We start from the raw sequence: 17541 nt of genomic DNA, 5'->3' as shown, positions 1-17541 counted from the left end.
CGGAATTTGCCGTGGGCTGAGAGGCCCCGGGCCCCGGTCCACCGCCACTGCCTCAGGCGGCGTGCGTGAACCGGTCCCGTACGCCGCCGGTACTCACCGGCCCCTCCGCCTCCTGGCGTGCGGTGCGGCGGGCGTCGCGGCGCGAGGTGCGGCGGGCGCGGGTCGCTTCGCCGGCGAGGCGCTGGAGGTCGGCGCGGCGCAGGAGTTCGGCGTGCATGACCTTGTGGAGTTCGTACTCGAACATGGGATGTCCCCCTGGGGTGAGGGCCCTTGCGGGCCTCGGTGGGCGGCAGTTCCTCTGCCGTGCCACCACTCTCGTCCCCCAGGGGGGTGCGCCACATCGGGCGTGTTCCGCATCTGTGGCGTACGGGCGCCTTAGGCCCGGGGCCTTACCACCCCTAGGACCGGTGAAACCGTCCGGACATGCCTTAGTCCGTGGCGCCGGAGGCCCTAGGGGGCGTCGTCACCTTCCCGTCTGCCGGGCGACGCCATGTGACGACAGGGCCTAGCCGCCCGCGGTGGGCAGGGCGACGATGAGGTCGAAGTACATGGCTATGGAGATCAGGACGCCGAGGGCGCCGAGGGCGATGCCGCCCCGGGCGACCGCGCGGACCCAGCCCGCCTGCGGCTGCCGGGCGGGGGCGCCGAAGGCGGGCCGGACCAGGACGTAGCTGCCGACCAGCAGGGCGAGGAGGCCGAAGATGCCGTTGACCAGGGCGGTGGAGTGCCAGGCGTCGCCGTAGATCTCGTTGATCTGCTGGGCGGCCGAGCCGCCGGACTGGGTCTTGATCTGACCGATCAGGGTCTCGCGCTCGGCGGCGACCCGGCCGGTCCAGGCGCCGGTGAGGCCGACGACGCCGAGTCCGGCGGAGACGACGGCGGCGGAGGCGGCGGCGAGCCGCCCGGAGGTCTCCTCGTCGGTGTCGTCGTCGGTCTCCTCGACGGCTTCCGGCTCGTCCACCGGGCCCGTCTCGTCCCGGTCCCGCGGTTCCTGGCTCTCCGCGACGGCGCGGTCGGTGCTCTGTGTCGTCTCCGGGGTCTCGGTCGGCTCGTCGGTCGTCTTCTCGCCGTCGGTGACGGTCGCGGGCGTGGTGCGGTTCATGCGGCGCACGCTAGGTGCCCCAGATGAGAGGCCCCTTAACGCCCTCCGTCGCCCCGGCGTGCGGTCAGTGGACGCGCTCGGCCGGCTCGTCCTCGTACGTCCGCACAGCCGGCACCGGCACCCGCACCACCGGGCGGTCCGGCGGTTCGATGCTCAGGCGGGGCAGCCGGCGCTCCAGCCAGCCGGGGAGCCACCAGTTGGCGCCGCCCAGGAGGTGCATGAGGGCCGGGACGAGCAGGGTGCGCAGGACGAAGGCGTCCAGGGCGACGGCCGCCGCGAGCGCGATGCCGAACATCGCGATGACGCGGTCGCCGCTCAGGACGAAGGCGAGGAACACCGAGATCATGATCACGGCGGCCGAGTTGATCACCCGGCTCGTCTCGGCGAGGCCGACCCGGACCGCGCGCCGGTTGTCGCGGGTCTCCAGCCACTCCTCGTACATCCGGCCGACCAGGAAGACCTGGTAGTCCATGGAGAGGCCGAAGAGCACGGAGACCATGATCACCGGCAGGAAGGGTTCGATGGGGCCCGGGCTGCCCAGGCCCAGCAGCTCGCTGCCCCAGCCCCACTGGAAGATCGCGACGACGACGCCGAACGACGAGGCGACCGCCGCGACGTTCATCGCCGCTGCCTTCAGCGGAATGCCGACGGACCGGAAGGCCAGCAGCAGGAGCAGGCAGCCGAGTCCTATGACGACGCCGATGAACAGCGGCAGCTTGCCGATGATGATCTGCGCGAAGTCGTCGTAGCTGGCCGTGACCCCGCCGACATGGGTCTCCAGCGAGGTGTTGTCGGCGGCCTTCGGCAGCACGTCCGTACGCAGCCGCTCCACGAGGTCGCTGGTCGCGCGGGACTGCGGGGCCGAGTCGGGGACGACGGTGATGTACGCGGAGTCGCCTGCGGCGTTGTACGTCACCGGGTGGGCCCACGCCACCCCGTCGACCGTGCGCAGGGTGGCCGGCAGGGCGTCCATCGCGAGCCGGTCGTCGGCGCCGTCCAGGTGCGCGGCGACGGTGAGCGGTCCGTTGACGCCGGGCCCGAAGCCGTCGGCGAGCAGGTCGTACGCCTGCCGGGTGGTCGAGGAGCGCGCGTTGTTGCCCTGGTCGGAACTGCCCAGGTGGAGCGAGAAGGTGGGCAGCGCGAGAACCAGCATCACCGCGGCGGCCACCGCGCCCAGGAGCTTGGGGTGCCGCTCCACGAAGGCGGACCAGCGGGCCGCGAAACCGGTGGGCGGCTCGGGCTGCGGCCCGTGCTCGGCGAGCCGGGCCCGTTCGCGCCGGCTGAGCGCCCGCAGTCCGATGAGCGAGAGGAGGGCCGGCAGCAGGGTGACCGAGGCGGCCACGGTCAGGACGACGGTGAGGGAGGCGGCGATGGCCACGCCGTTGAGGAAGCTCAGGCGCAGGATCAGCATGCCGAGGAGCGCGATGCAGACGGTGGCCCCGGCGAAGACCACGGCCCGGCCGGTCGTCGCCACCGCGTGCTGCGCGGCCTCCGGCACGGTCATGCCGCGCCTGAGCCCTCTGCGGTGCCGCGTGACGATGAACAGGGCGTAGTCGATGCCCACGCCGAGCCCTATCAGCATGCCGAGCATGGGCGCGAAGTCGGCGACGGTCATCAGGTGTCCGAGGAGCACGATGCCCGCGTACGCCGTGCCGACCGAGACGAGGGCCGTGGCGATGGGCAGCAGGCTCGCGGCGAGCGAGCCGAAGGCGAGGAAGAGCACGACGGCCGCGACGCCGACTCCGATGACCTCGCTGAGATGCGCGGCGGGCGCCTCGGTGAGCCCGATGGCCTGGCCGCCGAGTTCGACGCGCAGATGCGGGCTCCCGGCCGCCTTCGCGGTGTCCACGACCGCTCGCGCCTGCGCCACGGGCACGTCGTCGGCGCGCTGGTCGAAGGTGACCGTGGCGTACGCGGTGTGCCCGTCGGTGCTGATCTGCGCGGCCCCGGTCTCCGTGTAGGGGCTGTCGACCGCCCCGACCCCGGGCAGCCGCTCCACGGCGTGCAGGGTGCGGGTCATCTTCTGCTCGACGTCGGTGGCCCGGACCGTGGAGTCGGCGGTGTGCCAGACGATGGTGTCGGTGTCCCCGCCGAGATCGGTGAACCCGCTCTTCAGCAGCTCCGCGGCGCGCCCGGACTCGGTGCCCGGCGCCTCGTAGTCGTTGGTGTAGGCGGACCCCGCGAACCCGGCGGCGGCGGCCGTGCCCCCGAGGGCGAGCAGCCAGAGCAGGACGGCGATGAGGCGGTGCGTGACGCACCAGCGGGCGATGGCAGCCAAGGGGACGTGCTCCCTGCGGGTTCGTGGTGCTCCCGGAACCGGCAGAAGCCGCCCGAGGGAGAACGCATGACCTGAGAACGGCCACTCTCGCAGCCATTCGAGATCATTTGCCCCATTCGTGGGGAGGGTCACAGCGGGCGCATCCCCTTATGGGCGACATGGCCGCACCCACCCCGTGGACCCGGGTACGACGAGGGGCGGTGCGCCCGGTTCGCACCGGACCCACCGCCCCTGCGGCGTACGCGGGAGGCGTCAGCCCTCGACGCCCAGCTTCTCCAGGATCAGCTCGCGGACGCGGGCCGCGTCCGCCTGGCCTCGGGTCGCCTTCATGACCGCGCCGACCAGCGCGCCGGCCGCCGCGACCTTGCCGCCGCGGATCTTGTCCGCGATGGCGGCGTTGCCCGCGATGGCCTCGTCCACGGCGGTGGACAGCGCGCCCTCGTCGGAGACGACCTTCAGGCCGCGCTTCTCGACGACGGTGTCCGGGTCGCCCTCGCCGGCGAGCACGCCCTCCAGGACCTGGCGGGCGAGCTTGTCGTTGAGGTCGCCCGCGGCGACGAGCTCGGCCACCCGGGCGACCTGTGCCGGGGTGACGGGCAGTTCGTCCAGGCCGCGGCCGGTCTCGTTGGCGTTCCGGGCCAGCTCGCCCATCCACCACTTCCGGGCCTGGTCCGAGGGGGCGCCCGCCTCGGTCGTGGCGACGATCAGGTCGACCGCGCCCGCGTTGAGGATGGACTGCATGTCGTGCTCGGAGACGCCCCACTCCTCCTTGAGCCGGGCGCGGCGGACGCGCGGCAGCTCGGGGAGGCCCTTGCGCAGCTCCTCGACCCAGGCGCGGGCCGGGGCGACGGGTACGAGGTCGGGCTCGGGGAAGTAGCGGTAGTCCTCGGCGTTGTCCTTGATGCGGCCGGCCGTGGTGGAGCCGTCCTCCTCGTGGAAGTGCCGGGTCTCCTGCACGATCGTCCCGCCGGAGTTCAGCACCGCGGCGTGGCGCTGGATCTCGAAGCGGGCGGCGCGCTCGACGGAACGCAGCGAGTTCACGTTCTTCGTCTCGGAGCGCGTACCGAAGGTCTCGGTGCCGTTGGGGCGCAGCGACAGGTTGACGTCGCAGCGCATCTGGCCCATCTCCATGCGGGCCTCGGAGACGCCGAGCGCCTTGATGAGCTCGCGCAGTTCGGCGACGTACGCCCGCGCGACCTCGGGGGCGCGTGCGCCCGCTCCCTCGATCGGCTTGGTGACGATCTCGATGAGCGGGATGCCCGCGCGGTTGTAGTCGAGCAGGGAGTGGGACGCGCCGTGGATACGGCCGGTGGCCCCGCCGACGTGCGTCGACTTGCCGGTGTCCTCCTCCATGTGGGCGCGTTCGATCTGCACCCGGAAGACCTCGCCGTCCTCCAGCTGAACGTCCAGATAGCCGTTGAAGGCGATCGGCTCGTCGTACTGGGAGGTCTGGAAGTTCTTCGGCATGTCCGGATAGAAGTAGTTCTTCCGGGCGAAGCGGCACCACTCGGCGATCTCGCAGTTCAGCGCGAGGCCGATCTTGATGGCCGACTCCACGCCGATCTCGTTGACGACCGGCAGCGCGCCGGGCAGCCCGAGGCAGACCGGGCAGGTCTGCGTGTTGGCGTCCTGCCCCAGCTCGGTGGAGCAGCCGCAGAACATCTTCGTCTTGGTGCCGAGCTCCACATGGACCTCAAGGCCCATGACGGGGTCGTACGTCGCGAGGGCGTCCTCGTACGACTCCAGGTCGATGACAGTCACGGAAAACTTTCCCTCTCAGCCCAGCAGTACGTCGTCGTCGCCGAGACGCTTCAGTTCGCGATAGAGGATCGCGAGACCGGTGGCGATGGCGGCGGCGGACACGGCGGCGTCGATGAGGCGCAGCGTGTCGTTGTCCGAGCGGGCCAGCTTCGCCTGCTTGGCGACGCTGAGCGCTCCGAAGGCGGTGGTCGCCATCGACACGTACAGCCCGGTCTTCGACTTCTTGAAGTTCTTGGCCTTCTTGGTCATGGCGCTCATAGCGACGGAGCCTCCTCGATCAGCGGGTGTCCCCACTTTTCCACGAAAGCGGCCTCGACGGCGGCTCCGACCTTGTACAGCCGGTCGTCCTTCATCGCCGGGGCGATGATCTGGAGGCCGACGGGCAGGCCGTCCTCGGGGGCCAGGCCGCAGGGCAGCGACATGGCGGCGTTGCCGGCGAGGTTGGTCGGGATGGTGCACAGGTCGGCCAGGTACATCGCCATCGGGTCGTCGGCGCGCTCGCCGATCGGGAAGGCGGTGGTGGGCGTGGTCGGCGAGACGATCACGTCGACCTGCTCGAAGGCCTGCTCGAACTCGCGGGTGATCAGCGTGCGGACCTTCTGCGCGGAGCCGTAGTACGCGTCGTAGTAGCCGGAGCTGAGCGCGTACGTACCGAGGATGATGCGGCGCTTGACCTCGTCGCCGAAGCCGGCCTCGCGGGTGAGCGCGGTGACGTCCTCGGCGGACTTCGTGCCGTCGTCCCCGACGCGCAGGCCGTAGCGCATGGCGTCGAACCGGGCGAGGTTCGAGGAGCACTCGGAGGGCGCGATCAGGTAGTACGCCGACAGGGCCAGGTCGAACGTCGGGCAGTCCAGCTCCACGACCGTGGCGCCGAGCGACTTCAGCAGCTCGACCGACTCGTTGAAGCGCTGGACGACCCCGGCCTGGTAGCCCTCGCCGGAGAACTGCTTGACGACGCCGACGCGCATGCCCTGGACCGAGCCGTTGCGCGCGGCCTCCACGACCGGCGGCACCGGCGCGTCGATCGACGTCGAGTCCATCGGGTCGTGCCCGGCGATCGCCTCGTGCAGCAGGGCCGCGTCCAGGACCGTGCGGGCGCAGGGGCCGCCCTGGTCGAGGGAGGACGAGAAGGCGACCATGCCGTAGCGGGAGACCCCGCCGTAGGTGGGCTTGACGCCGACCGTGCCGGTGACGGCGGCGGGCTGGCGGATGGAGCCGCCGGTGTCCGTGCCGATGGCGAGCGGGGCCTCGAAGGAGGCGAGGGCGGCCGAGGAGCCGCCGCCGGAGCCGCCCGGGATGCGGGTGAGGTCCCAGGGGTTGCCGGTGGGGCCGTAGGCGCTGTTCTCGGTGGAGGACCCCATGGCGAACTCGTCCATGTTGGTCTTGCCGAGGATGACGACGTCGGCGGCCTTCAGCTTCCGCGTGAGGGTCGCGTCGTACGGCGGGACCCAGCCTTCGAGGATCTTCGAGCCGACGGTGGTCGGCATGTCCTTCGTGGTGAAGATGTCCTTGAGCGCGAGCGGGACTCCGGCCAGCGGGCCCAGCTTCTCGCCGGCCGCCTTCTTGGCGTCCACGGCGCGGGCCTGGGCGAGCGCGCCCTCGCGGTCGACGTGCAGGAAGGCGTGCACCTTCTCGTCCACGGCGTCGATCCTGGCGAGGTGGGCCTCGGTGACCTGGACGGCGGTGAGCTCGCCGGAGGCGATCTTCGCGGCGATCTCGGCCGCGGTGAGCTTGATGATGCTGCTGATGTCCGTCATGGCAGTCAGTCCTCCCCCAGGATCTGCGGCACCTTGAAACGCTGCTGCTCCTGGGCCGGGGCGCCGGAGAGCGCCTGCTCGGGGGTGAGAGACGGACGGACGACGTCCGCCCGCATGACGTTCGTCAGCGGCAGCGGGTGGGAGGTCGGCGGTACGTCTTGGTCGGCGACCTCGGAGACGCGGGCGACCGCGCCGATGATGTCGTCGAGCTGACCGGCGAAGTGATCGAGCTCTTCGCCCTTCAGCTCCAGACGCGCCAGCCGGGCGAGGTGGGCGACCTCCTCGCGCGTGATGCCAGGCATGCAGCGATCCTCAGGGGTTGGTGTGTGGTTTTCGCCCAATCCTATGGGGTCGGCCGCACGGCTGAGGACACGGTTTTACGGGAGGCCGCCCCGTCGTCCGTACGGGAGACCGCTCCGTACGTCTTCACCGGAGGCCGCTACGTCGTCGCGGGGCGCGGGCCCGTCGTGCGGCCGGAGGGGCGCTGTTCCAGCTCGGGCGCCGGGGCCGCGGGCGCCGCGGCGGGGGCCGGGGCCCCGGCCCCCGCCGCCGCCGCCAGTTCGGCCGGGCGGCGCCAGCCGTGCTCGCCCCGGGCCCGCAGCCAGGCCGTGGTCTCCTGGGGCGGCATCGCGGCCGCCACCAGCCAGCCCTGGACCGCGTCGCACCGCAGGTCCCGCAGCCGCTCCCAGGTCTCGTCGTCCTCGACGCCCTCGGCGACGACGAGCAGGCCGAGCGAGTGGGCCAGGTCGATGGTGCAGCGGACGATCTCCGCGTCCTCGTGGTCGATGGCGAGCCGGGCCACGAACGAGCGGTCGATCTTCAGCTCGCTGACCGGCAGCCGGCGCAGATGGACCAGCGAGGAGTACCCCGTGCCGAAGTCGTCCAGGGACATCTTCACGCCGTGCCCGGTCAGCCCGGCGAGCGTGTCCGCCGCCCGCTGCGGGTCCTCCAGGAGCACGTGCTCCGTTATCTCCAGCTGGAGCGCTCCCGCCGGGACCCCGTGCCGGGCGAGCCGGGCCGCGACGCCGCCGGCGAATCCGGGGGTGTGCACATCGCGCGGCGACACGTTGACGGCGACGGGCACGAAGAGGCCCTGGGCCCGCCACCGGGCGACCTGGGCGAGCGCCGTCTCCAGCACGTACTCGGTGAGGTGCGGCATCAGCCCGGACGACTCCGCGATGGCGATGAACTCGTCCGGGGGCACTCTGCCGCGCTCCGGGTGCACCCAGCGCACCAGCGCCTCCAGGCCGGCGACCTGGCCGTCGAAGCGGACCTTGGGCTGGTAGTGCAGCTCCACCTCGCCCGCGTCCAGCGCCCGGCGCAGGTCGCCGAGGAGGCCGAGCCGGTCCGGGGTGTTGCTGTCGCGCTTGGACTCGTACACCTCCACGCCGGTGCGGTCCCGCTTGGCCTGGTACATCGCCACGTCGGCCCGGCGCAGCAGTCCCTCCGCGTCCAGCGCGTGGTCCGGGAAGACGGCGACGCCGGCGCTGGCCTCCAGGACCAGGGTCAGTCCGTCCAGGTCCAGCGGGGACGACAGCTCGGCGACCAGGTGGCGGGCGACGCGCTGGGCACTGGTCGTGGAGTCGGCGGTGGGCAGCAGCACCGCGAACTCGTCGCCGCCGAGCCGGGCCGCCTCCGCGCCGCGCGGCAGGGCGAGCCGGAGCCGTTCGGCGATCTGGAGCAGCAACCGGTCGCCGGCCAGGTGGCCGAGGGTGTCGTTGACGGCCCGGAAGCGGTCGAGGTCGATGAGGACCAGGGCGACCCGGCTGCCGACGCCCTCCGCCTCCTCCAGCGCGGTCCAGGTCCGCTCCAGCAGCCACTGGCGGTTGGGCAGCCCGGTCAGCGGGTCCTTCAGCTGCTCCTCGGCGCGGGCGCGGGCGATCCACAGCGTGGAGTCGAGCGCGATCAGCGGCACCGCGAAGAGCGGCAGCAGGACCGGCCGGGCCATCGCGACCACGCAGATCAGCGGCGCGATGCCGAGCAGGGCGACCGCGACGAGGCCCTGGCGCAGCATCGCGGTGCGGGCGACGGTGGGCAGGCCGCCGCCGGGCTGGGCCCGCGAGTACCACAGCAGGACCCGGGTGACGAGCAGATAGGTGGAGGCGGCGAGCAGGACCTCCGGGACGGCGTCGATGCCCCAGTCGAGTGGCCGCCAGGGCGCCTCGACGGACTGCACCTCGCCGAACGCGGCGAGCACCAGGGCCGCCGCGCCGACCCCGAGGATGTCCACGGCGCCGTGCAGCAGCCCCTGCCACCAGCGGTGTCTGCGGGCGACGCCGACGAGGACGACCACGACGAGGCTGACCAGTCCGGCCGGCACCCAGCCGTACAGCAGCAGGACGGCCAGGGTGAGGGCGGCGCCGGAGCCGGTGCCGCCCCACCAGCGGTCCCGGCCGAGCGCGACGAGGTGGCCGACGACGATGCCGGTGAGGACGGCGAGCGACCAGCCCGCCCGGCCGTCCGGGAAGAGTGCGTGCCCCTGGCCGAGGGCACGGGAGAAGCCGGTCGCGAGCTGGATCGTGGCCAGGGCCACCACGACGGCGCCCACTTTGGGCGCGGGTCCCACGAAACCTTGCAGCCGCGCCACCGGTGCGGCGCTCTCGGTCGGTTTCATTCCGTCCCTCTCACAGCCGGCGATGCCGATGTCACCCGATGAATGCGTGCCGTGCCACGACGCACCCCGGCCCCGCCCGGTGGCCAGGTTCGAGGGCGTGTCCGACCACAGTAGGCCGCGGAGGGCTGCTACGGGCAGCGGTCTACGGGTCTTGCCCGAATGCGAACCGACTATCCGTCAGCATCTGGTAGGGGGGCACCCCCTGGGCGCCGATCGGGTGACGCCGACGAGGCGTCGGCGGGCGCTCACTCCGCGGGGGCGGCGCCCTCCTCCGGAGCCGGTTCCCCGGCCGGGACCGCCGCCTCGCGGGCGGCGTCCGGGCCCTCGGTGAGGAGCACGGCGAAGCCGGCCTCGTCCAGGACGGGGACCTTCAGCTGGACCGCTTTGTCGTACTTGGATCCGGGGTTGTCGCCGACGACGACGAAGGCCGTCTTCTTGGAAACGGAACCGGTGACCTTCGCTCCCCGGCTCTGCAGGGCCTCTTTCGCGCCATCCCTGGTGTGCCCGGCCAGGGTGCCCGTGACGACGACGGTGAGTCCTTCGAGCGGCCGGGGGCCCTCGTCCTCGCCGGCACCCTCGTCCTCCATCCGGACGCCGGCCGCGCGCCACTTGCGCAGGATCTCGCGGTGCCAGTCCTCGGCGAACCACTGCTTGACCGAGGCCGCGATGATGGGCCCGACCCCGTCCGCGTCGGCCAGCTCCTGCTCGGTGGCCTCCTCGATGCGGTCGATGGACCGGAACTGGCGGGCCAGCTCCCGGGCCGCGACCGGGCCGACGTGGCGGATGGAGAGCCCGGTGAGGATGCGGGCGAGCGGGGCCTCCTTGGCCGCGGCGATGGCGTCGAGCATCGCGAGGGCGTTCTTCTTGGGCTCGCCCTGCTGGTTGGCGAAGACCTGGGCGATCTTCTCCTCGCCGGTCTTCGGGTCGCGCTTGGGCAGCCCGCTGTCCGGGTCGAGGACGTAGGCCCGGATCGGCAGCAGCTGCTCCACGGTCAGCCCGAAGAGGTCGCCCTCGTCGCGCAGCGGCGGCTCGGCGGGCTCCAGCGGCGCGGTCAGCGCGGCGGCGACCACGTAACCGAAGTGGTCGATGTCGAGGCACTTGCGGCCGGCCAGATAGGAGACGCGCTCACGCAACTGGGCGGGGCAGGAGCGGGCGTTGGGGCAGCGGACGTCGACGTCCGCCTCCTTCATGGGCTTCAGCTCCGTGCCGCACTCGGGGCAGTGGGTCGGCATGACGAACGCCCGCTCGGTGCCGTCGCGCAGGTCCACGACCGGGCCGAGGATCTCCGGGATCACGTCCCCGGCCTTGCGGAGCACCACCGTGTCGCCGATCAGGACGCCCTTGGCCTTGACCACGTTCTGGTTGTGCAGGGTGGCGAACTCGACCTCGGAGCCGGCCACCACGACCGGCTCGACCTGGGCATACGGGGTGACGCGGCCGGTGCGGCCGACGCCGACGCGGATGTTGACCAGCTTGCTGTTGACCTCCTCCGGCGCGTACTTCCAGGCGATGGCCCAGCGCGGGGCACGGGAGGTGGAGCCCAGGCGGCCCTGGAGCGGGATCTCGTCCAGCTTGACGACGACGCCGTCGATCTCGTGCTCCACGGAGTGCCGGTGCTCCCCGAAGTACGCGATGAACTCCCGTACGCCTTCGAGGGAGTCGACCACCTTGTTGTGTTTGGCGGTGGGCAGGCCCCACTCGTGCAGCAGCTCGTAGGCGTGCGACAGGCAGTCGATGTCGAAGCCCTCGCGGGCGCCGATGCCGTGCACCACCATGTGCAACGGGCGCGTGGCGGTGACCTTGGGGTCCTTCTGGCGCAGCGAACCGGCCGCCGCGTTACGGGGATTGGCGAAGGGCTTGTCCTCGGCCTCCACCAGCCGGGCGTTCAGCTCCTCGAACCCCTCCATCGGGAAGAAGACCTCGCCGCGCACCTCGACCAACGGGGGCACCCGGTCGCCCTTGAGCCGGTGCGGGATGTCCGTGATGGTGCGGACGTTGGGCGTGATGTCCTCGCCGGTGCGGCCGTCGCCCCGGGTCGCGGCGCGGGTCAGCACGCCATGCTCGTACGTGAGGTTGACGGCGAGGCCGTCGATCTTCAGCTCGCACAGGAAGTGGTAGCCGGGCGAGCCGACGTCCCGGGCGATGCGTTCGCCCCAGGCGGCCAGCTCCTCGTCGTCGAAGGCGTTGTCCAGGGACAGCATCGGCTCGCGGTGCTCGACCGACGTGAACTGCGTGCGGTACGGCCCGGCGACCTTCTGGGTCGGCGAGTCCGGGGTGCGCAGCGGGGGGTGGGACTCCTCCAGGGCCTCCAGCTCGCGCATCAGCCGGTCGAACTCGGCGTCGCTGACGACCGGCTGGTCGTTCACGTAATACCGGAAGCGGTGCTCCTCGATCTGCTCCGCGAGGAGCTTGTGCCGCTCCTGCGCCTCGGCTGGCACCGCCGTCTGCTCTTCGCCGGCCATCGTCCCGTCCTCCCGTTACCCAGCGTCCCGCTACTCAGGGTTGTCTGCGAGCGATCTCGCGGCCCGGGCGCAGTGGGCGAGCGCGGCCCGTGCGTACGCGGGCGACGCACCCGCGAGTCCGCACGAGGGGGTGACCGTCACGGACTCGGTGAGAGTCCCCGGATTCAGCCCCAGCCTGCGCCACAGCGTCCTGACACCCATGACGCTACCGCCCGGGTCGGACAATCGGCCCGAGGCCGGGTCGGTGCCGGGTACGACCCCGAAGAACATCCGGGTGCCGCCCTCGACGGCTTCCCCGATCGCCTCCTCCTCACGCTCGGTGAGCAGGGAGAGGTCGAAGGAGATACCGTCCGCCCCGGCCCGGCGCAGCAGCGCGAACGGGACCTCGGGGGCGCAGGTGTGCACGAGCGTCGCGGTCCCGCCGGCCGCCGCCAGGACCTCGCGCAGGGTGGCCTCCACGATCTGGCGGTCCACCGCGCGGTGGGTGCGGTAGCCGCTGGCGGTCCTGACCCGGCCGCGCAGCACGGCGGTGAGCGAGGGCTCGTCCAGCTGGAGGGCGATGCGCGCCCCGGGCACCCGGCGGCGGACCTCGGCGAGGTGGCCGCGCAGCCCCTCGGCGAGCGAGTCCGCGAGGTCGCGGCAGGCGCCCGGGTCGCCGAGGAACGCCTCGCCGCCCCGGCGTTCCAGGGCGGCGGCCAGCGTCCAGGGCCCCACGGCCTGGACCTTGAGCGGGCCCTCGTAGCCCTGGGTGAACTCCTCCAGGGCGTCCAGGTCCTCGCCGAGCCAGGACCGGGCCCGGCGGGTGTCGCGGCCGGGCCGGTCGCTGATCCGCCAGCCGCTGGGCTCGACGTGCCCGTACAGCTCGGAGAGCAGTCCGACCGTGCGCCCGGTCATGTCGGCGCCGGGCCCGCGCGCCGGGAGTTCCGCCAGGTACGGCATGCCCTCGCCGTCGCCGAAGGAGCCGGTGACGGTCCTGGCCGCCTCCCGGGCGTCTCCCCCGGGCATCGAACCGATCCCGGTGGCCGGGCAGTCCCTGAACACGTTGATCTCGCTCACGCGAGAAGCGTACGGCCCGGCGATCAGCGGCCGGGGCGCACGGTCAGGTCGTTGACCTCGGCGTCGCGGGGCAGGTCGAGCGCCATCAGGATGGTGGTCGCGACGGACTCGGGGTCGATCCAGCGGGCGGGGTCGTACTCCTTGCCCTCCTGCCGGTGGACCTTCTCCTGCATGGGGCTGGCGGTGCGGCCCGGGTAGACGGTGGTGACGCGGACGCCGTTGCCGTGCTCCTCGTGGCGCAGCGAGTCCGCGAGGGCCTTCAGGCCGTGCTTGCTGGCGGCGTACGCGCTCCACTCGGGGCTCGCGGAGAGCCCGGCGCCGGAGTTCACGAAGAGCACGTGGCCCTGGGCGACGCGCAGCTGGGGCAGGGTGAGCCGGGTCAGCTCGGCGGGGGCGACGAGGTTGGCGTTGAGCTGGTAGTGCCACGCCTTGGGGGTCAGCTCACCGACCGGGCCGAGCTCGACCACACCCGCGATGTGCAGCAGCGAGTCGAGCCGTTCCGGCACGCTCTGCTGGGCGAGGGCCCAGGAGAGCCGGTCCGGGTTGGACAGGTCGCCGACGAGGGTGCGGGCGCCGGGGTGGAGCGCGGCCAGCTCCTTGGCGCGGCCCGCGTCGCGGGCCAGCAGGACGAGGTCGTCGCCGCGCTCGGTGAGACGCCGGGCGACCGCTGCGCCGATGCCGGAGCCGGCACCGGTGATGAGGTGAGTGGACATGGCCCCCATCGTCGCATCCGCCGCCCGGGCCCCGTACGGCACATCACTGCAGGCCGGCCGACTCCTCCAGGTAGGCCAGGGCGCCGACGCCGTCCTCCGCGAAGAACACCAGCTCGGTCAGCGGGAGCGGCAGGAAGCCCTCGTCCTCCATGCGCTGGAACTGCTCGCGCAGGCCGTCGTAGAAGCCGGCGGTGTTGAGCAGGACGACCGGCTTGGTGTGCTTGCCGTGCTTCTTCAGCTCCAGGATCTCGGTCGCCTCGTCGAGCGTCCCGGTGCCGCCGACCATGATCACGACCGCGTCGGACTTCGCGAGCAGGAGCGCCTTGCGCTCGGCGAGGTCGCGGGCGATGACCATCTCGTCGGCGTTGGTACGCGCCTTGGCGGCCAGGAAGTCCACGGAGACCCCGACCAGTTTCCCGCCCGCCTCCTGGACGCCGTCGGCGACGACCTTCATCAGCCCGCTCTCGGACCCGCCCCAGACGAGGGTGTGCCCGCCGCGCCCCAGCAGCTCGGCGAATTCGCGGGCGGGCACGGTGTAGCGGTCGGGAAGGTCGGCGGCGGAGAGGAAGACGCAGATGTTCATGGCTGCCACGGTAAGGCCCGCCTTCCGCGGGCCCGCCGCCGGGATGCGGCGGGCGCCCGGGTGGCGGACCCTGAGATGCGTGGTGCGCACACCCTTGAGCGCCCCGCGCGGCCACGCCCGTACTGGGGTCGGGCGTTGCCGTGCGGGGCTTGTGCGCCTCTACGCGGCTCAGCCCGTCGCCGCGCGCTCCCGGCGGACCGTCGTCGCGATCGTCGCGGAGCCGACCACGCGGGTGCCGTCGTACAGGACGACCGCCTGGCCGGGGGCGACGCCCCGGACCGGCTCCGTGAACGTGACGTGCAGGCTGTCCTCGGCCGGCTCGGCGGTCACCTCGGTCTCGCCGCCGTGGGCGCGGAGCTGGGCGGTGTACGTGCCCGGGCCGCACGGGGGTGTGCCGCACCAGCGGGGCTTGATCGCGGTGAGCGCGGTGACGTCCAGGGCCTCGGCGGGGCCGACGGTCACCGTGTTGTTCACCGGGGAGATGTCCAGGACGTAGCGCGGCTTGCCGTCGGGCGCGGGATGGCCGATGCGCAGGCCCTTGCGCTGGCCGATGGTGAAGCCGAAGGCGCCCTCGTGGGTGCCCAGCTTCGCACCGGACTCGTCCAGGATGTCGCCCTCCGCCCTGCCGCCGAGGCGGTCGGCCAGGAAGCCCTGGGTGTCGCCGTCGGCGATGAAGCAGATGTCGTGGCTGTCGGGCTTCTTGGCGACCGCGAGGCCCCGTCGCTCGGCCTCGGCGCGGATCTCGTCCTTGGTGGTGAGGGTGTCGCCGAGCGGGAACATCGCGTGGGCGAGCTGGCGCTCGTCCAGGACGCCGAGCACGTAGCTCTGGTCCTTGGCCATGTCCGAGGCGCGGTGCAGCTCCCGGTTGCCGTCGGCGCCGGTGACGACCGTGGCGTAGTGGCCGGTGCACACCGCGTCGAAGCCGAGCGCGAGGGCCTTGTCGAGGAGCGCGGCGAACTTGATCTTCTCGTTGCAGCGCAGGCACGGGTTGGGGGTGCGCCCCGCCTCGTACTCGGCGACGAAGTCCTCCACGACGTCCTCGCGGAAGCGTTCCGCCAGGTCCCACACGTAGAAGGGGATGCCGATGACGTCCGCGGCGCGGCGGGCGTCCCGGGAGTCCTCGATGGTGCAACAGCCCCGGGCCCCGGTCCGGAAGGACTGCGGGTTCGCGGAGAGGGCGAGGTGCACACCGGTCACGTCGTGGCCCGCCTCGGCGGCGCGGGCGGCGGCGACGGCGGAGTCGACACCGCCCGACATGGCGGCGAGCACACGGAGGGGGCGCTGGGGAGTCTCAGTCATAGCCCCACCAGGGTACGTGGGGGCGGGAACCGAAAGCCCGCGGATAAGCGTTGTCCGTCGCATGGGGACCAAGGGGACGGACGGCGGCGGCACCGGGACCGGGATCAGCCGGCGCTCGGTGCTGATCGGCGGCGCCGTCACGGCCGTGGGCACGGCGGCGCTGGCGCGGGAGCCGCTGAAGCGTGCCTGGTGGCGGCTGCCCGGCGTGGAGAAGCCGCGTACCGCGGGTGCGGTGGATTACGCGGGGGCGCGGTGGGTGGCGGCCTCGGAGGCGAACTGGCGGCGGGCCGACCGCCCCGACGACTACGGCATCGACCGGGTGATCGTCCATGTCACCCAGGGCAGCCTCGGCAGTGCGGTCCGCGCCTTCCAGGACCCCGGGCACCAGGCCGCGGCCCATTACGTGGTGGGCAAGGACGGGCACGTGACGCAGATGATCCGCGAGCTGGACGTGGCGTTCCACGCGGGCAACCGCTCGTACAACGAACGCAGTGTGGGCATCGAGCACGAGGGCTTCGTGGAGCGCCCGCAGGACTTCACCGCCGCGATGTACGGGGCGTCGGCGAAGCTCACCGCGGCGATATGCGGGCGGTACGGCATCCCGGTGGACCGGGAGCACATCATCGGGCACGTCGAGGTGCCGGGCGCCGACCACACGGACCCGGGCCGCGGCTGGGACTGGGACCGCTACATGGAGCTGGTCCGGCGCGCGGCCACATCGGGTAACGGGGAGGACTAGCTGAGCCCAGCCGAGCGCGCTCTTTCCACCGCGGGGCCGATCGCCCGGGCCACGTCCTGGACGTCCTGCTTGGTCGAGGTGTGGCCGAGCGAGAAGCGCAGGGTGCCCCGGGCCAGGTCCGGATCGGTGCCCGTGGCGAGCAGCACATGGCTGGGCTGGGCGATCCCGGCGGTGCAGGCGGAGCCGGTGGAGCATTCGATGCCCTGGGCGTCCAGCAGCAGCAGGAGCGAGTCGCCCTCGCAGCCGGGGAAGGTGAAGTGCGCGTTGGCCGGCAGGCGGCCGCCCGGGGCCGGGTCGCCGCCGAGCAGGGCGTCGGGGACCTCCGCCAGGACGGCGGCGGCCAGCTCGTCGCGGAGCGCGCCGGTCTCCCGGGCGAAGTCCTCGCGCCGGTCGGCGGCGATCCTTCCGGCGACGGCGAAGGAGGCGATGCCCGGCACGTCGAGGGTGCCGGAGCGCACATGGCGCTCCTGCCCGCCGCCGTGCAGCACGGGCACCGGGGTGTACTCGCGACCGAGCAGCAGCGCGCCGACCCCGGTGGGCCCGCCGATCTTGTGCGCGCTGACGGTCATCGCGGCGAGCCCGGAGGCGCCGAAGTCCACGTCGAGCTGGCCGAACGCCTGGACTGCGTCGGCGTGCATGGGGATCTCGAACTCGCGTGCCACCTCGGCCAGTTCGCGTACCGGCAGGATCGTGCCGATCTCGTTGTTGGCCCACATCACGGTGATCAGCGCGATGTCGTCGGGGTCGCGCAGGACGGCCTCGCGCAGCGCCTCGGGGTGGACGCGCCCGTAGCGGTCGACGGGGAGGTATTCGACGGTCGCGCCCTCGTGGGCGGCCAGCCAGTCGACCGCGTCGAGGACGGCGTGGTGTTCGACGGGGCTGGCGAGGACCCGGGTGCGGCGCGGGTCGGCGTCGCGGCGGGCCCAGTACAGGCCCTTCACCGCGAGGTTGTCCGATTCGGTGCCGCCCGAGGTGAAGACCACCTCGCTGGGGCGTGCGCCGAGGGCGTCGGCGAGGGATTCCCGGGACTCCTCGACGGTACGGCGGGCCCGGCGCCCGGCGGCGTGGAGTGAGGACGCGTTGCCCGTGACGGCGAGCTGCGCGGTCATCGCCGCGATCGCCTCGGGAAGCATCGGCGTGGTCGCGGCGTGGTCGAGGTAAGCCATGGTGGGCTCGA

The 17541-nt window shown here is 72.7% G+C and carries 15 protein-coding genes; 1 reads left to right on the top strand and 14 read right to left on the bottom strand.

Going from position 1 to position 17541, the window contains the following annotated elements; genetic code table 11:
- Nucleotides 1-52 precede the first annotated feature (52 nt).
- The 13 genes from ACFZAT_RS04850 to mnmA form a co-directional block, all read right to left on the bottom strand.
- Nucleotides 53-244, bottom strand: coding sequence for a hypothetical protein (locus ACFZAT_RS04850; protein ID WP_391259972.1), 192 nt, complete (start codon nt 242-244; stop codon nt 53-55).
- A gap of 261 nt (nt 245-505) precedes the next feature.
- Nucleotides 506-1102 (bottom strand): hypothetical protein, encoded by a 597-nt coding sequence (locus tag ACFZAT_RS04845; protein ID WP_391259969.1) that lies wholly within the window; start codon nt 1100-1102, stop codon nt 506-508.
- 64 nt (nt 1103-1166) lie between these two features.
- Nucleotides 1167-3380, bottom strand: a complete 2214-nt coding sequence (locus ACFZAT_RS04840; protein ID WP_391259966.1) for an MMPL family transporter — start codon at nt 3378-3380, stop codon at nt 1167-1169.
- Nucleotides 3381-3632: 252 nt separating this feature from the next.
- Nucleotides 3633-5141 carry an Asp-tRNA(Asn)/Glu-tRNA(Gln) amidotransferase subunit GatB gene (gene gatB, locus ACFZAT_RS04835; protein WP_391259963.1) on the bottom strand — a complete coding sequence of 503 codons (1509 nt, stop codon included), beginning with the start codon at nt 5139-5141 and terminating at the stop codon, nt 3633-3635.
- 15 nt (nt 5142-5156) lie between these two features.
- On the bottom strand, nt 5157-5399 hold the full coding sequence (locus ACFZAT_RS04830) for a hypothetical protein (protein ID WP_073963825.1): 243 nt from the start codon (nt 5397-5399) through the stop codon (nt 5157-5159).
- The gene (gatA, locus tag ACFZAT_RS04825; protein WP_161211025.1) at nt 5396-6898 is read right to left on the bottom strand and encodes an Asp-tRNA(Asn)/Glu-tRNA(Gln) amidotransferase subunit GatA; all 1503 of its coding nucleotides are present in this window, start codon (nt 6896-6898) and stop codon (nt 5396-5398) included. The genes ACFZAT_RS04830 and gatA overlap by 4 nt, the downstream gene beginning before the upstream one ends.
- A 5-nt stretch (nt 6899-6903) precedes the next feature.
- Entirely contained in the window at nt 6904-7200 is a 297-nt protein-coding gene (gene gatC, locus ACFZAT_RS04820; RefSeq protein ID WP_018102521.1) for an Asp-tRNA(Asn)/Glu-tRNA(Gln) amidotransferase subunit GatC, read from the bottom strand.
- 137 nt (nt 7201-7337) lie between these two features.
- The gene (locus ACFZAT_RS04815) at nt 7338-9512 is read right to left on the bottom strand and encodes an EAL domain-containing protein (RefSeq protein ID WP_391259959.1); all 2175 of its coding nucleotides are present in this window, start codon (nt 9510-9512) and stop codon (nt 7338-7340) included.
- A 245-nt stretch (nt 9513-9757) separates the two neighbouring features.
- Nucleotides 9758-11974, bottom strand: a complete 2217-nt coding sequence (ligA, locus tag ACFZAT_RS04810) for an NAD-dependent DNA ligase LigA (protein ID WP_391259954.1) — start codon at nt 11972-11974, stop codon at nt 9758-9760.
- A gap of 30 nt (nt 11975-12004) precedes the next feature.
- Complete coding sequence (locus tag ACFZAT_RS04805) at nt 12005-12979, bottom strand: methionine synthase (protein ID WP_391260277.1); 975 nt, start codon at nt 12977-12979, stop codon at nt 12005-12007.
- 74 nt (nt 12980-13053) lie between these two features.
- Complete coding sequence (locus tag ACFZAT_RS04800; RefSeq protein ID WP_073964848.1) at nt 13054-13743, bottom strand: SDR family oxidoreductase; 690 nt, start codon at nt 13741-13743, stop codon at nt 13054-13056.
- Between the two features lie 43 nt (nt 13744-13786).
- Nucleotides 13787-14326, bottom strand: coding sequence for a TIGR00730 family Rossman fold protein (locus ACFZAT_RS04795; RefSeq protein WP_391259951.1), 540 nt, complete (start codon nt 14324-14326; stop codon nt 13787-13789).
- A 168-nt stretch (nt 14327-14494) separates the two neighbouring features.
- Nucleotides 14495-15625 (bottom strand): tRNA 2-thiouridine(34) synthase MnmA, encoded by a 1131-nt coding sequence (gene mnmA / locus ACFZAT_RS04790; protein ID WP_391259948.1) that lies wholly within the window; start codon nt 15623-15625, stop codon nt 14495-14497.
- 61 nt (nt 15626-15686) lie between these two features.
- Between mnmA and ACFZAT_RS04785 the strand changes: the two genes are divergently transcribed.
- Nucleotides 15687-16364 (top strand): N-acetylmuramoyl-L-alanine amidase, encoded by a 678-nt coding sequence (locus tag ACFZAT_RS04785; RefSeq protein ID WP_391259945.1) that lies wholly within the window; start codon nt 15687-15689, stop codon nt 16362-16364.
- Here ACFZAT_RS04785 and ACFZAT_RS04780 read toward each other — a convergent pair.
- Nucleotides 16361-17530: an aminotransferase class V-fold PLP-dependent enzyme gene (locus ACFZAT_RS04780; protein WP_391259942.1), complete on the bottom strand. Its 1170-nt coding sequence runs from the start codon at nt 17528-17530 to the stop codon at nt 16361-16363. The genes ACFZAT_RS04785 and ACFZAT_RS04780 overlap by 4 nt on opposite strands.
- Nucleotides 17531-17541 lie beyond the last annotated feature (11 nt).

It is taken from the genome of Streptomyces sp. NPDC008163 (genome assembly GCF_042956885.1).
In the GTDB taxonomy this organism is placed as follows: domain Bacteria; phylum Actinomycetota; class Actinomycetes; order Streptomycetales; family Streptomycetaceae; genus Streptomyces; species Streptomyces drozdowiczii_A.
This window is presented reverse-complemented; position numbering and strand designations above follow the sequence as displayed.